The organism is Variovorax nitratireducens, assembly GCF_051216545.1.
Lineage (GTDB): Bacteria > Pseudomonadota > Gammaproteobacteria > Burkholderiales > Burkholderiaceae_C > Variovorax.
In genome coordinates this window covers 25,047-39,681 of sequence record NZ_JBPJZO010000004.1, presented here as the reverse complement: position 1 = coordinate 39,681, position 14,635 = coordinate 25,047, and the positions used below count along the sequence as shown (strand labels likewise).

Here is a 14,635-nt window from a genome sequence, read left to right as displayed (position 1 = left end):
TGTGTCGTGAGGTTGAAATTACTTGGTCAGCACGAAGCCCTTGAGCTTGCCGAACGCGCCGTCGACCAGCGCTTTTTGTTGTTCCTGGTGCAGGTGCGAATAGCCGGCAGCCGGCGAGGCCGACGCGGCGCGGCCGGAATAGCCGAGCTTCTGGCCTTCCAGCATGTTCTCGTGGATGTAGTGCTGCACGAAGAACCAGGCGCCCTGGTTCTGCGGCTCGTCCTGCGCCCACACCACATCGACCAGGTTCGGGTACTTCCTGAGTTCGGCACCGAAGGCCTTGTGCGGGAACGGATAGAGCTGCTCGACGCGCAGGATCGCCACGTCGTCGCCGCCACGTTCCTCGCGCTTCTTGGCCAGGTCGTAGTAGACCTTGCCCGAACAGGCGATCACGCGCTTGACCTTCTCTACCTTGAGTTCCTTGCTGTCGGGAATGACGGTCTGGAAACCGCCCTTGATGAACTCGGACAGCGGCGAGGTCGCGTCCTTGTTCCGCAGCAGCGACTTCGGCGTCATGATGATCAGCGGCTTGCGCAGGTTGCGCACCATCTGCCGACGCAGCAGGTGGAAGATCTGGCTGGCAGTGGTCGGCTGGCAGACCTGCATGTTGGTGTCGGCGCTCAGCTGCATGAAACGTTCGATGCGAGCCGAGCTGTGTTCCGGGCCCTGGCCTTCGTAGCCGTGCGGCAGCATCAGCGTGATGCCGTTGACGCGGCCCCACTTCACTTCGCCCGAGGCGATGAACTGGTCGATCACGACCTGCGCGCCGTTGACGAAATCGCCGAACTGGGCTTCCCAGATCACGAAGGTGTTGGGGTCGTTCGAGGCATAGCCGTATTCGAAGGCCAGCACGGCCTCTTCCGACAGGATCGAATCGATCACGACGAAGGGCGCCTGGTTGTCGGCGACGTTCTGCAGTGGCGTGTAGGTGCCTTCGTCGAACTTCTCGCGGTTCTGGTCGTGCAGCACCGCGTGGCGGTGCGTGAAGGTGCCGCGGCCGCTGTCTTCGCCCGACAGGCGCACCGGATAGCCGCTGGCCACCAGCGAGGCGAAGGCCATGTGCTCGCCCATGCCCCAATCGATGTTGACGTCGCCGCGGCCCATGGCGGCGCGGTCGTCCAGCACCTTCTTCACCAGCGGGTGCACGGTGAAGCCGGACGGCACGGTCGTGATGCGCTCGGCCAACCGCTTCCATTCGGCGGTCGGAATGGCGGTGTCGCCAGCGTCGGTCCACTTCTTGTTGAGGAAGGGCGTCCAGTCGACCGCGTACTTGCTCTTGAAGTTGGTGAGCACCGGGTCGATGGTGTTCTTGCCTTCATCGAAGGCGGCGCGCTGCGCCTTGACCATGTCGTCGCCGAGCGTGTCGCCCAGCCCTTGCGCGGCCAGCTTGTCGGCGTAGAGCTTGCGAGTACCAGGGTGCTGTGCGATCTTCTTGTACATCAGCGGCTGGGTGAGCGAAGGGGTGTCCTGCTCGTTGTGGCCCAGCTTGCGGAAGCAGACGATGTCGACCACCACATCCTTGTTGAATTCCTGGCGGTACTGCAGTGCGAGCTGCGTGCACAGCACCACGGCTTCGGGGTCGTCGCCGTTCACGTGCAGCACCGGCGCCTCGATCATCTTGACGATGTCCGAGCAATACAGCGTCGAGCGGCTGTCGCGCGGGTCGCTGGTGGTGAAACCGATCTGGTTGTTGATGACGATGTGTACCGTGCCGCCGGTGTAGTAGCCGCGGGTCTCGGCCAGCGCCAGCGTTTCCATCACGACGCCCTGGCCGGCAAAGGCCGCGTCGCCGTGCACGATGATCGGCAGCACCGAGTCACCTTCCGTGTCGCCGCGACGGTCCATGCGCGCGCGCACTGAGCCTTCGACCACGGGGTTCACGATCTCGAGGTGGGACGGGTTGAACGCGAGGCTCAAATGCACCGGGCCGCCGGGCGTGGTCACGTCGGAGCTAAAGCCCTGGTGGTACTTGACGTCGCCGCTCGGCAGGTCCTCGGGTGCGGTGTGGTCAAACTCGGCGAACAGGTCGGCCGGCATCTTGCCGAGCGTGTTGACCAGCACGTTGAGGCGGCCGCGGTGGGCCATGCCGATCACGATTTCCTGCACGCCGCTGGCGCCGGCCTGGTTGATCAGCTCGTCCATCGCCACGATGAAACTTTCGCCGCCTTCCAGCGAAAAACGCTTCTGGCCGACGTACTTGGTATGAAGGAAGCGCTCGAGGCCTTCGGCGGCGGTCAGGCGGTTCAGCACATGCTTCTTCTGCTCGACGCTCAGTTGCGGGTTGGTGCGCGCGCTCTCGAGCTTTTGCTGCCACCAGCGCTTCTGGTTCTGGTCGGTCGTGTACATGTACTCGGCGCCCATCGTGCCGCAGTACGTTTCATGCAGGGCGTTCAACAGGTCGCGCAGCGACATCGTGTCGCGGCCGAAAAAGGTGTTGCTTGTGTTGAACACCGTTTCGAGATCGGCGTCGGCAAAGCCGTAGAACGAGGGCTCGAGTTCGGGAATGGACGGCCGCTCGGTGCGCTTGAGCGGATCGAGGTCGGCCCAGCGGGCGCCGACGTTGCGGTAGGCGGCGATCAGTTGCTGCACCGCGGTGCGCTTGCGGCCGAGTTCGGAATCGGCACCACTGGCCTGCACCACACGCGTGGTGCCCTGCTTGGCGCGCTCGGCGAAGGCGTTGATCACCGGCAGGTGCGCCACGTCCCTGGTGTTGCTGCCATCGGTGGCGGGCACGTTCTGGAGTGCGTCGAAATACGAGCGCCAGTTGTCGGGCACGCTGCCCGGATTGGCGAGGTAGTTTTCGTACATCTCTTCGACATAGGGCGCATTGCCGCCGAAGAGGTAGGTATTGCCCTGATAGGCTTGGTACGCCGAGGGCGTCGAGTTGCTCATGTTGCGCTGACCTTCGCTTCCCTGGGGGAAGCACTAGCTGGTTCAAGAAACCTTCCGCGACACGGCTGGACCGATTGGCGGATGCGACTGTGGCTGGGGAAGGGGCCTAGGTACCCCGGCATTGTGCCACGTTGAATATGGCACGACATGCGAGCCTTTCACCAGGCTTTCAAGGCGTCATCGATTGCCTGATTTGCTGCAGCGAGGCCGGATCGTCGATGGTGGTCAGGTCGCCCGGGTCGCGTTGCTCGCACACGGCCTGGATCGCACGCCGCAACAGCTTGCCGCTGCGCGTCTTGGGCAGCGCCGTGACGAAGCGCACGCGCGCGGGCCGCGCCAGCGCGCCGAGTTGATCCGCGACGCGCTTCATGATTTCGCCTTCGAGCTTCAGCGCCGCGTCGGCATCGGTTGCCGCATGGCCCGACCTGGGCACGACGAAGGCCATCGCCACCTGCCCCTTCAACGGATCGGCGACACCGACCACCGCGACCTCGGCCACGTCGGCATGGCCGGAAATGCTTTCCTCGATCTCGCGCGTGCCGAGCCGGTGGCCGGCCACGTTGATCACGTCGTCGGTGCGGCCCAGGATGTAGAAGTAGCCGTCTTCGTCGCGGATGCCCCAGTCGAAGGTCGAGTAGACCATCCTGCCGGGAATGCTGTTCCAGTAGGTGTTGACGAAGCGCGCGTCGTCGCGCCAAACGGTCTGCATGAAGCCGGGCGGCGTCGGGCCCTCGATCACGACGACGCCCTTCTGGTTCGGCGCGGTGAGTTCCTCGCCAGTGGACTCGTGCAGGATCTTCACGCGCCAGCCGTACATCGGCACTCCGGGGCTGCCGAACTTGCTCGGCTTCTTCTCGACGCCATTGGCGATGGTGATGATCGGCCAGCCTGATTCGGTCTGCCAGTAGTTGTCGATGATCGGCACGCCGAGCCCGTCGCTGATCCAGCGCGCGGTTGGCTCGTCCAGTGGCTCGCCAGCCAGGAAGAGCGCGCGCAGGCTCGACAGGTCGTATTTCTTCAGCAGCGCCGGATCCTGCTTCTTGAGCACGCGCACAGCGGTCGGGGCGCTGAACATCACGGTGACCTTGTACTTTTCGACCAGGCGCCACCAGATGCCGCCGTCCGGCTGCTGATCCAGCCCTTGTGTGGGCAAGCCCTCATACATGAGGGTCGCCATGCCGGCAATCAGCGGCCCATAGACGATGTAGCTGTGGCCCACGACCCAGCCGATGTCGCTGGTCGAGAAATAGGTTTCGCCGGCCCGGCCATCGAAGATGTGCTGCATGCTGGCTGCCAGCGCCACCGCATAGCCGCCGGTGTCGCGCTGCACGCCCTTGGGCCTGCCGGTAGTGCCGCTGGTGTAGATGGTGTAGCTGATGGCGGTCGATTCCAGCCAGACGCAGGGCACCACGGCGTTCAGGTGTTTGCTGGCCAGGGTGGCCATCAGATGGTCGCGGCCCGCGGTCAATTCCATTGCAGCCAGGCCACGGTCGGCCAGCAGCACGCTGGCGGGCTTGTGTTTCGACAGCCGGATGGCTTCGTCCAGCAGCGGCTTGTAGGCCAGCACCTTGCCGCCGCGCAACCCTGCATCGGCGCTGACGACCACCTTGGGCTCAGCATCCTCGATGCGCGAGGCGAGCGAGCCGCTCGCGAAGCCGCCGAACACCACGCAGTGGATCGCGCCGATGCGGGCACAGGCCAGCATGGCGAACGCCGCCTCGGGAATCATCGGCATATAGATCAGCACGCGGTCGCCCTGCCCCACGCCGAGTTCGATCAGGCTCGCAGCCACGCGCTGAACCTCGGCATGCAGCTCGACGAAGCTGTAGCTGCGCTCGACGCCGGTTTCGGTCGAGACGAAGATCAGCGCCGACTGGTCGCCGCGCGCAGCCAGGTGCCGGTCGACCGCGTTGTGGCAGAGATTGGTGGTGCCACCGACGAACCAGTTCACGAATGGCGGGCGACTTGCATCGAGGATTTGCCGCGGCGGCGCCTGCCAGTCGATCAGATTCGCCTGCTCGGCCCAGAAAGCCTCGGGGTCATCGACGGAGCGGCGGTAGAAGTCGCTGTACGAGGCCATGCAGTTGTCTCCTGGCTAGCGGATCAGCGCCTGGAATTCGCGGAACGCGGGGTGCTCGGCGCTGCGCAGCCACTCAAAGCCGACCATCTCGGTGGTCACGAGTTCGGCGCCGGCACCGGCCAGGCGGTCGAACGCGGCGTCCCGGTTGCGCTCGGTGCGCGAGCTGCAGGCGTCGGTCACGACCCAGACTTCGAACTCGTCTTCCAGCAAGTCGAGCGCTGTTTGCAGCAGGCAAACATGGGCTTCGCAGCCTGCAATGACGATGGTGTTGCGCTCCTCGGCCGCAGCCGGCGGTTTCTGCAGATGTTTGGGCAGGCTGCGCGCGTTGCCTTGCGGCACCGCTTTGGCCGGCACACGCAGCCATTCGCCCAGGCCCTCTTCCACGCCGCTGAAATGCATCTTGGACAGAGTGCGCTGGCACAGGGCACGGATCGCGGCCAGATTTTCGCCGAGCTTCGACGGGTTCTGTTCGGTGCCGAACACCGGCACGTCGACCAGTTTTGCGAGTTGGCCGAGCCGCACCGCATTGGCGGCCGCCGCATCGCCTTCGAAGATCGCCGGCATCAGACGCGCCTGGTAGTCGACCAGCACAAGTTGGGATTGGGAAGCGTCGAGCAGCATGGGAGCGGATGTCTTTTGAAACGGGGGCTAGACCGTACCACCGAACAGGTCGCGCTGGCCGCCCGATCAATCCGGCATCAATCGGATCAGCTGCCCGTTCGATTCATCGGTCAGCACATAAAGCAGGCCGTCGGGCCCCTGCCTGACATCGCGAATCCGCCCCCTGCCTTCCTGCAGCAGCTTGTGCTCGGCCACGACCTTGCCATCCTTGAGCTCGATGCGATCCAGATAGCCGAATTTCAGCGAGCCGACGAACAGGTTGCCCTTCCAGCCGTCGCCGTAGCGATCGCTCGTGAGAAAGGTCATGCCCGAGGGCGCGATCGAAGGCACCCAGTAGTGCAGCGGCTGCTCCAGGCCGTCCTTCGCCTTCAGGCCGTCGCCGATCCTGCCGCCGCCGTAGTTCTCGCCATAGGTGATCACCGGCCACCCGTAGTTGCGGCCGGCTTGCGCAACGTTGATCTCGTCGCCGCCCTGCGGCCCGTGCTCGGTCATCCAGAAACGCCCGTCCGGCGCGAGTGCAGCGCCCTGCCCGTTGCGATGGCCGTAGCTCCAGATCTCGGGCAGCGCGCCGGCCTTGCCCGCAAAGGGGTTGTCCTTCGGCACCGTGCCGTCTTTCCGGATGCGGATCACCTTGCCGTGATGGTTGTCGAGCGTCTGCGCATCTTCCTTGCGGCTGAAACGGTCGCCGAGCGTGAGAAACAGGTTGCCGTCTCCCGACTCGACGATGCGGCAGCCGAAGTGCGAGCGGCTGGCGAACTTGGGCTTCTGGCTAAAAATAATCTTCACGCCCTCCACCCGGCTGCGGTCGGCCGACAGCTGCGCGCTTGCGAGCGCCGTGCTGTTGGCGCCGCCGCCGCCCGCCTCGGGCTCCGAAAAACAGAAGTACACGGTGCGGTTGCGCACAAACGCCGAGTCGACCAGCACGTCGAGCAGGCCGCCCTGGCCTCCGGCCGCAATGGCCGGCAGCCCCGCAACTGGGGCGCTGAGCTTGCCGTCTGCCTCGACCACGCGCAGTCGCCCTGGCCGTTCCGTCACCAGGAATCTGCCTTCGGGCAGAAAACTCACGCCCCATGGATGGTCGAACCCGCTGGCCAGAATGACCGGTCGCGGTGCAGCCATTGCACCGCAACAAATCCCCGCGAGTAGCCAGCCGGTCCGCGTGCACCACCAGCGGGCCCCGAATTTGCTATGCATTGCCATTCCTCAGGTTGGTGAAGTCGGATGTTAAAGATCTGTTGCAAACCATTGAAGCTGTTTAACAAACTTTCGGGTTACATCGCAGTGACAGGGCATGACCCGACTCGGTGCATCTTTACATCTCATATAACGAATTCCAAAAAAAACATATGCAGGACAATGACTTACATGCACAATCGCGAACTCGCATGAAATTGACATCACTGTTTGTCATCAATATCCTACGCACCATGCGTTTTTTCGTCTTACCCGCTTCCCTCCTCCTTGCCTTCGCAGCGCACGCTGCGCCGCACCACGACCGCTCCGACGACATGGAACGCTTGCTGGGCGACAAGGGTTTGATCGGGCAACTCGATCAAGTTCGCCAGACGGTGACCGACCGAACCTCCGAACTCGTGGTGAGCGCCATCGGATTTCTCGGTGTTCCCTATCGTCGCGGCGGCAACACTGCCGAAACGGGTTTCGATTGCAGCGGCTTCGTCCGCGCGATGTACAACCAGACCGTCGGCCTCGTGCTGCCGCGCCGCGCTGAAGAGCAGGCCGCAGCCACCCAACCGGTGGCGCGCGCCGACATGAAGCCGGGCGATCTGGTTTTCTTCAACACCATGCGGCGCGCATTCAGCCATGTCGGCATCTACGTCGGCGAAGGCAAATTCATCCATTCTCCGAAGCCCGGCGCGCAGGTGCGGGTGGAAGACATGACGGGCAGTTACTGGCAAAGACGCTTCAATGGCGCGCGCCGGGTCGAAGCGGCGCAGGGATCGGCGGCCAAGGCTGGCGACTGAATCCGCGGCCACGCGGTCATCGACCGCCCCATGAAAAAACCCGCCAGCGGCGGGTTTTTTCATGGGCGGCACTCCGGTGCCTGCCAGGTTCAACGCTTTGAAGGCGGCAGATCGGTGCAGGTGCCGTGCGCCACTTCCGCCGCCATGCCGATGCTCTCGCCCAGCGTCGGATGCGGATGGATGGTCTTGCCGATGTCGACTTCGTCGGCGCCCATCTCGATGGCCAGCGCGATCTCTCCGATCATGTCGCCTGCATGGGTGCCGACGATGCCGCCACCCAGGATGCGATGCGTCTCGGCATCGAACAGCAGCTTGGTGAAGCCCTCGTCGCGCCCATTGGCAATGGCGCGGCCGGAAGCCGTCCAGGGGAAGTGACCCTTCTTGACCTTGATGCCTTCGGCCTTGGCCTGGTCTTCGGTGAGGCCGACCCACGCCACCTCGGGGTCGGTGTAGGCCACGCTCGGGATCACGCGGGCGTTGAAGGCGGCGCTGGACAGTTCCTTGTCGCCCTTCTGCTCGCCCGCGATGACCTCGGCCGCCACGTGCGCCTCGTGCACCGCCTTGTGCGCCAGCATCGGCTGGCCGACGATGTCGCCGATCGCGAAGATGTGCGGCACGTTGGTACGCATCTGGATGTCGACGTTGATGAAGCCGCGATCCGTCACGGCCACGCCGGCCTTCTCGGCGCTGATCTTCTTGCCGTTCGGGCTGCGGCCCACGGCCTGCAGCACCAGGTCGTAGACCTGCGGCTCTTTCGGCGCCTGATCGCCCTCGAACCTGACCTTGATGCCTTCCTTGGTCGCTTCGGCGCCCACGGTCTTGGTCTTAAGCATGATGTTGTCGAAGCGCGGCGTGTTCATCTTCTGCCAGACCTTGACCAGGTCGCGGTCGGCGCCCTGCATCAGGCCGTCGAGCATTTCGACCACGTCGAGCCGTGCGCCGAGGGTCGAATACACCGTGCCCATTTCGAGGCCGATGATGCCGCCGCCCAGGATCAGCATGCGCTTCGGGTCGGTGCCCATCTCGAGCGCACCGGTGGAGTCGACGATGCGCGGATCGCCCTTCGGCATAAACGGCAGGCTGACCGACTGCGAGCCGGCAGCGATGATGGCGTTGCGGAACTTGACGACCTGCTTCTTACCGGTCGTGTCCCAGCTCGTGCCGGAGGTTTCTTCCACCTCGAGGTGGTACGGGTCGATGAAATTGCCGACGCCGCGCACAACGGTCACCTTGCGCATCTTGGCCATCGCGGTCAGGCCACCGGTGAGCTTGCCCACCACCTTGTTCTTGTGGCCCAGCAGCTTGGCGCGGTCGACCGTCGGCGCCGCGAACGTGACGCCAAGCGACTCGAAGTGCTTGACCTCGTCCATCACCGACGCAACGTGCAGCAGTGCCTTCGATGGAATGCAGCCGACGTTCAGACACACGCCGCCGAGCGTCGCGTAGCGCTCGACCAGCACCACCTTGAGGCCGAGGTCGGCCGCGCGGAAGGCGGCTGAATAACCGCCGGGGCCAGCGCCGAGCACGACCACATCGCATTCGACATCGACCGCGCCGCCGTAGCTCGATGCGGCCGCGGGGGCCGGCGCCGGGGGCGGTGCGGCAGCCGGCTTCACTGCCGCAGCGGCGGGCGCAGGGGCTGCTGCCGGGGCAGCAGCGGGCGCTGCGGCGCCATCGACCTCCAGCGTCAGCACCACCGAACCTTGCTTGACCTTGTCGCCGACTTTCACCGCCAGCGTCTTGACCACACCTGCTGCCGACGACGGGATCTCCATGGAGGCCTTGTCCGATTCGACCGTGATCAGCGATTGCTCGACCTTGACCGTGTCGCCTGGCTTCACCAGCACCTCGATCACAGCGACTTCGTCGAAGTCACCGATGTCGGGCACCTGAATTTGTTGTTCGCTCATTTGGACACCTTGAGTTTGAGTGTGAGAACGTCGACCGGTTCGGCCGAATTGCGATCGAATTCGCAAGCCGCGGCGATGCCGGCCTGCGCGACTTCCAGCGCACTGCGCGCCTTGGGGTAAGCCGCATGCATGGCGCCGAGCGCAAAGCTGCGTCCGGAGCCGATGCCCCAGAACTCCTTGAACTCGAACACTTCGCGGTAGCTGTAGATGCCGTAGATGCCGCTCGGGTTGGCCAGCAACACGGTGAACTGGCTCGACTCGTAGGGCTCGTGCTCGTCTTCCTTGGTCTGCAGGAAGAATGAGTCCTTCAGCACCGGATGCAAGTGCAGGAAAGTGCGGTACACCTCGTCCTTGCTGCCCAGGCGCAGTTCCTCGCGCGGGATGCTGGCCAGCGCATGCCGCAACGCAGGGAAGTGCGCAGCCGAACCGGCCACCGCCATCACGCTTTGCCCGGCCGCATCGTCGACCTTGAACATCTTGCGGTTGGCCTCCATGCGCTGCGACATGCGCGTGTCCCCGAAGGTCACGAGCGAGTCGGCCACCATTGCCACCTGGCCGCCCTTGCGGGCGGCCACCACCGTGGTCATAGCAGGATGCGGCGGTAGTCGGCGAGCACCTGCCCGAGATACGCGTTGAAGCGCGCCGCCAAAGCCCCGTCGATGACACGGTGGTCATACGACAGCGACAACGGCAGCGTCAGGCGCGGCACGAACTGCTTGCCGTCCCACACAGGCTTCATCTGCCCCTTGGACAGGCCCAGGATGGCGACTTCGGGCGCATTGATGATGGGCGTGAAGTGCGTGCCGCCGATGCCGCCAAGGGAGCTGATCGACATGCATCCGCCCTGCATGTCGGCCGAGCCCAGCTTGCCGTCGCGCGCCTTCTTGGCGAGTTCGCCCATTTCCACGCTGATCTGCAGGATGCCCTTCTTGTCGGCATCTTTCAGCACGGGCACCACGAGCCCGTTGGGCGTGTCGGCCGCGAAGCCGACGTTGTAGTAGTGCTTATAGACCAGCGTGTCGCCGTCGAGGCTGGCATTGAAATCAGGGAACTTCTTCAGCGCCGCCACCACCGCCTTGATCACGAAGGCCAGCATCGTCACCTTGACGCCCGACTTCTCGTTCTCCTTGTTGGTGGAGACGCGGAAAGCCTCGAGCTCGGTAATGTCGGCCTCGTCGTTGTTGGTGACGTGCGGGATCATCACCCAGTTGCGGTGCAGATTGGCGCCGCTGAGCTTCTTGATGCGCGACAGATCCTTGCGCTCGACGCCGCCGAACTTCGTGAAGTCGACCTTGGGCCAGGGGATCAGGCCCAGCGCCGCACCGTCGCCGCCGCCGCTCGCCGGTGCCTTCGCGCCTGCTGCCTTGGTGCTGGACTGGCCGCTCATCACGGCGCGGGTGAAGCCCTGGACGTCTTCCTGCGTGATGCGGCCCTTCGGCCCCGAACCCTTGACCTCTTCCAGCGGCACGCCGAGTTCGCGCGCGAACTTGCGCACGGAGGGGGATGCGTGCGGCAGACCGGCGCTGGGGGCCACCATCGGCTGATGCGCAGCAGGCGCCGCTCCCGCAGACGCTGCCGGCGCCGCAGCGGCGGGCGCCGACGCGGTGGCCGGCGCTGGCGCAGCTGCAGCCTGTGCCGGTGCGGCCGGCGGTGCCGCGGCACCGGCGGCCGAGCCTTCGATCACCGCGATCAGATCGCCGATGTTGACCGTGTCGCCGACCTTGACCTTGAGCTCTTTCAGCACGCCGGCGGTGGACGAGGGAATCTCCATCGACGCCTTGTCCGACTCGACCGTGATCAACGACTGCTCGACCTTGATCGTGTCGCCGGCCTTGACCAGGATTTCGATGACGGCCACGTCCTTGAAGTCGCCGATGTCCGGCACCTTGACGTCGATCGGGCCGGCCGCCGCTGCAGGCGCCGCGGCAGCGGGCACAGGTGCAGCCGCCTGTGCAGGCGCGGTAGCAGGGGCCGCGGCTGCTGCAGGGGCGGGAGCGGCGGCGCCTTCGGCCTCCACCACCAGCACGATCGAGCCTTCCTTGACCTTGTCGCCGACCGCGACCTTGAGTTCCTTCACCACGCCGGCCGTGCTCGACGGGATTTCCATCGACGCCTTGTCCGACTCCACCGTGATCAGCGACTGCTCGGCCTTGACCGTGTCGCCCACCTTCACCAGCACCTCGATCACCGCGACTTCATCGAAATCGCCGATGTCCGGCACTTTGACTTCCACTGTTGCCATGTTGTGTGTCTCCCGCCTTGTGGCGTTGATGATTACGCGTAAAGCGGGTTGATCTTGTCGGCGTCGATGCCGTACTTCTTGATCGCTTCGGCCACCTTGGCGGCCGGCAGCGTGCCGTCTTCGCTGAGCGCCTTGAGTGCGGCCACAACGATGAAATGGCGGTTGATCTCGAAGTGTTCGCGCAGCTTGCTGCGGAAGTCGCTGCGACCGAAACCGTCGGTGCCCAGCACCTTGTAGGTACGGCCCTTCGGGATGAACGGACGCACCTGCTCTGCATAGGCCTTCATGTAGTCGGTCGAGGCGACCACCGGGCCAGTGCTGGCAGCGAGTTGCTGCGCGATGAACGGCACGCGCGCCGTGTCGGTCGGGTGCAGCAGGTTCCAGCGGTCGGCATCCTGGCCGTCGCGCGTGAGCTCGTTGAAGCTCGGGCAGCTCCACACGCTCGCGCTCACGCCCCAGTCCTTCTCGAGCAGGTCCTGCGCCGCAAAGCTCTCGCGCAGGATCGTGCCGCTGCCGAGCAGTTGCACGGTCGGCGCCTTGGCCTTCAATGCCGGGCCCTGCTTCGACAGGTACATGCCCTTGATGATCTGTTCCTCGGTGCCGGGCTGCAGGCCGGGCATCGGGTAGTTCTCGTTGAGCAGCGTCAGGTAGTAGTAGACGTTTTCCTGGCGCTCGACCATGCGCTTCAGGCCGTGGTGCAGGATCACGCCGACTTCGTGCGCGAAGGTTGGGTCGTAGCTGACGCAGTTCGGGATGGTGTTGGCCAGGATGTGGCTGTGGCCGTCTTCGTGCTGCAGGCCTTCGCCGTTCAGCGTGGTGCGCCCCGAGGTGCCGCCGAGCAGGAAGCCGCGCGCCTGCATGTCGCCAGCCGCCCAGGCCAGGTCGCCGATGCGCTGGAAACCGAACATCGAGTAGTACACGTAGAACGGCACCATGATGCGGTTGTTGGTGCTGTACGACGTGGCTGCCGCGATCCAGCTGGCCATGCCGCCGGCTTCGTTGATGCCTTCCTGGAGGATCTGGCCGGCCTTGTCTTCGCGGTAGTACATGACCTGATCCTTGTCGACCGGGGTGTACTGCTGTCCTGCGGGGTTGTAGATGCCGATCTGGCGGAACAGGCCTTCCATGCCGAAAGTGCGCGCTTCGTCGACCAGGATCGGCACCACGCGCGGGCCGAGCGCCTGATCGCGCAGCAACTGCGTGAGAAAGCGCACGTAGGCCTGCGTGGTCGAGATCTCGCGGCCTTCGGCCGTGGGCTCGACCACCGACTTGAAGGTTTCCAGCGAAGGCACCGTGAAGCTTTCATCGGCCTTGGTGCGGCGGTGCGGCAGGTAACCGCCCAGTGCCTTGCGGCGCTCGTGCAGGTACTGCATTTCGGGCGTGTCGTCGGCAGGCTTGTAGAACGGAATCTCGGCCAGCTGGCTGTCCGGAATCGGAATGTTGAAGCGGTCGCGGAACGCCTTGATGTCTTCGTCGGTGAGCTTCTTGGTCTGGTGCACGTTGTTCTTGCCCTCGCCGCTCTTGCCCATGCCGAAGCCCTTGACGGTCTTGATCAGCAACACCGTCGGTTGGCCGGTGTGGTTCACGGCCGAATGGAACGCTGCATAGACTTTCTTCGGGTCGTGGCCGCCACGCTTGAGCTGCCAGATCTCGTCGTCCGTCATGTGGGCAACCATCTCGAGCGTGCGCGGATCGCGGCCGAAGAAATGCTTGCGGACATAGGCGCCGTCGTTCGCCTTGAAGGCCTGGTAGTCGCCGTCGAGCGTTTCCATCATGAGCTTCTTGAGCGCGCCATCCTTGTCACGCGCCAGCAGCGGATCCCATTCGCTGCCCCACAGCAGCTTGATCACGTTCCAGCCCGAGCCGCGGAACTCGCCTTCGAGCTCCTGCACGATCTTGCCGTTGCCGCGCACCGGGCCGTCGAGGCGCTGCAGGTTGCAATTGACGACGAACACCAGGTTGTCGAGGTTCTCGCGGGCGGCCAGGCCGATGGCGCCGAGCGACTCGACCTCGTCCATTTCGCCGTCGCCGCAGAACACCCAGACTTTGCGGTTCTCGGTGTTGGCGATGCCGCGGGCATGCAGGTACTTGAGGAAGCGGGCCTGGTAGATCGCCATCAGCGGGCCGAGGCCCATCGATACGGTCGGGAACTGCCAGAACTCGGGCATCAGCTTCGGATGCGGATAGCTCGACAGGCCCTTGCCATCGACTTCCTGGCGGAAGTGCAGCAGTTGCTCTTCGGTCAGGCGACCTTCGAGGTAGGCGCGCGCATAGACGCCCGGCGACACGTGGCCCTGGATGTAGAGGCAGTCGCCGCCGTGGTTTTCGCTCTCGGCATGCCAGAAGTGGTTGAAGCCGGCGCCGAACATGTGGGCCAGCGAGCCGAACGAGCCGATGTGGCCACCGAGGTCACCCCCATCGACGGGGTGATGGCGATTGGCCTTGACCACCATGGCCATCGCATTCCAGCGCATGTAGGCGCGCAGGCGCTCTTCGACTTCGATGTTGCCCGTGCAGCGCGCTTCCTGGTCGGGCTCGATTGTGTTGACGTAGCCGGTGTTGGCCGAGAACGGCATGTCGATGCTGTTCTGGCGTGCATGTTCGAGCAATTGCTCGAGCAGGAAGTGGGCGCGCTCCGGGCCCTCGCTCTGGATCACGGCGGACAGCGCGTCCATCCACTCTCGTGTTTCCTGTGTGTCCGCGTCGTTCGCGGCCGAGCCAAAAAGATTCTCGGGATTTGCCGACATGTTGTTTGTCTCCTGGATGTGGATGGCAGCAATTTACCGCCGGGTTTGCATCGCGCGGCAGTTTCGCATAAATTTTATGAGATTTCAAATGGTGCGTGTTGATTTCTTATTATGAAATATATTGCAGTACTTCAGAGGCGATGGGCGGGCAATCGCCTGCC

9 protein-coding genes are annotated in these 14,635 nt (G+C 64.4%); 1 reads left to right on the top strand and 8 read right to left on the bottom strand.

Going from position 1 to position 14,635, the window contains the following annotated elements:
- Positions 1-18 precede the first annotated feature (18 nt).
- From ACSFA8_RS12275 to ACSFA8_RS12260, 4 genes are all read right to left on the bottom strand, one after another.
- Complete coding sequence (locus ACSFA8_RS12275) at positions 19-2,892, bottom strand: 2-oxoglutarate dehydrogenase E1 component (RefSeq protein WP_435479801.1); 2,874 nt, start codon at positions 2,890-2,892, stop codon at positions 19-21.
- A gap of 169 nt (positions 2,893-3,061) precedes the next feature.
- Positions 3,062-4,972, bottom strand: a complete 1,911-nt coding sequence (locus tag ACSFA8_RS12270) for a propionate--CoA ligase (RefSeq protein WP_435479800.1) — start codon at positions 4,970-4,972, stop codon at positions 3,062-3,064.
- 15 nt (positions 4,973-4,987) lie between these two features.
- Complete coding sequence (locus tag ACSFA8_RS12265; protein WP_435479799.1) at positions 4,988-5,593, bottom strand: isochorismatase family protein; 606 nt, start codon at positions 5,591-5,593, stop codon at positions 4,988-4,990.
- A 66-nt stretch (positions 5,594-5,659) separates the two neighbouring features.
- The gene (locus ACSFA8_RS12260; RefSeq protein ID WP_435479798.1) at positions 5,660-6,712 is read right to left on the bottom strand and encodes a PQQ-dependent sugar dehydrogenase; all 1,053 of its coding nucleotides are present in this window, start codon (positions 6,710-6,712) and stop codon (positions 5,660-5,662) included.
- Positions 6,713-7,020: 308 nt separating this feature from the next.
- Here ACSFA8_RS12260 and ACSFA8_RS12255 point away from each other — a divergent pair, with 308 nt between their 5' ends.
- Complete coding sequence (locus tag ACSFA8_RS12255) at positions 7,021-7,575, top strand: C40 family peptidase (protein WP_435480208.1); 555 nt, start codon at positions 7,021-7,023, stop codon at positions 7,573-7,575.
- 89 nt (positions 7,576-7,664) lie between these two features.
- Here the strand turns inward: ACSFA8_RS12255 and lpdA are convergent, their stop codons facing one another.
- The 4 genes from lpdA to aceE are packed head-to-tail and all read right to left on the bottom strand — an operon-like array spanning position 7,665 to position 14,474.
- A complete protein-coding gene (lpdA, locus tag ACSFA8_RS12250; RefSeq protein WP_435479797.1) occupies positions 7,665-9,485 on the bottom strand; it encodes a dihydrolipoyl dehydrogenase in 1,821 nt (606 codons plus the stop codon).
- The gene (locus ACSFA8_RS12245; protein WP_435479796.1) at positions 9,482-10,072 is read right to left on the bottom strand and encodes an Ntn hydrolase family protein; all 591 of its coding nucleotides are present in this window, start codon (positions 10,070-10,072) and stop codon (positions 9,482-9,484) included. Before ACSFA8_RS12245 ends, lpdA begins: the two co-directional genes overlap by 4 nt.
- Positions 10,069-11,727 carry a dihydrolipoyllysine-residue acetyltransferase gene (gene aceF, locus ACSFA8_RS12240; RefSeq protein ID WP_435479795.1) on the bottom strand — a complete coding sequence of 553 codons (1,659 nt, stop codon included), beginning with the start codon at positions 11,725-11,727 and terminating at the stop codon, positions 10,069-10,071. The genes ACSFA8_RS12245 and aceF overlap by 4 nt, the downstream gene beginning before the upstream one ends.
- A gap of 32 nt (positions 11,728-11,759) precedes the next feature.
- On the bottom strand, positions 11,760-14,474 hold the full coding sequence (gene aceE, locus ACSFA8_RS12235; RefSeq protein ID WP_435479794.1) for a pyruvate dehydrogenase (acetyl-transferring), homodimeric type: 2,715 nt from the start codon (positions 14,472-14,474) through the stop codon (positions 11,760-11,762).
- Positions 14,475-14,635 lie beyond the last annotated feature (161 nt).

What these genes read in the sequence shown, in the direction of transcription:
- ACSFA8_RS12270 (WP_435479800.1), bottom strand. Translation starts at nt 4,972, where the DNA reads ATGGCCTCGTACAGCGACTTCTACCGCCGCTCCGTCGATGACCCCGAG.
- ACSFA8_RS12265 (WP_435479799.1), bottom strand. Translation starts at nt 5,593, where the DNA reads ATGCTGCTCGACGCTTCCCAATCCCAACTTGTGCTGGTCGACTACCAG.
- ACSFA8_RS12275 (WP_435479801.1), bottom strand. Translation starts at nt 2,892, where the DNA reads ATGAGCAACTCGACGCCCTCGGCGTACCAAGCCTATCAGGGCAATACC.
- ACSFA8_RS12260 (WP_435479798.1), bottom strand. Translation starts at nt 6,712, where the DNA reads ATGGCTGCACCGCGACCGGTCATTCTGGCCAGCGGGTTCGACCATCCA.
- lpdA (WP_435479797.1), bottom strand. Translation starts at nt 9,485, where the DNA reads ATGAGCGAACAACAAATTCAGGTGCCCGACATCGGTGACTTCGACGAA.
- ACSFA8_RS12245 (WP_435479796.1), bottom strand. Translation starts at nt 10,072, where the DNA reads ATGACCACGGTGGTGGCCGCCCGCAAGGGCGGCCAGGTGGCAATGGTG.
- aceE (WP_435479794.1), bottom strand. Translation starts at nt 14,474, where the DNA reads ATGTCGGCAAATCCCGAGAATCTTTTTGGCTCGGCCGCGAACGACGCG.
- aceF (WP_435479795.1), bottom strand. Translation starts at nt 11,727, where the DNA reads ATGGCAACAGTGGAAGTCAAAGTGCCGGACATCGGCGATTTCGATGAA.
- ACSFA8_RS12255 (WP_435480208.1), top strand. Translation starts at nt 7,021, where the DNA reads ATGCGTTTTTTCGTCTTACCCGCTTCCCTCCTCCTTGCCTTCGCAGCG.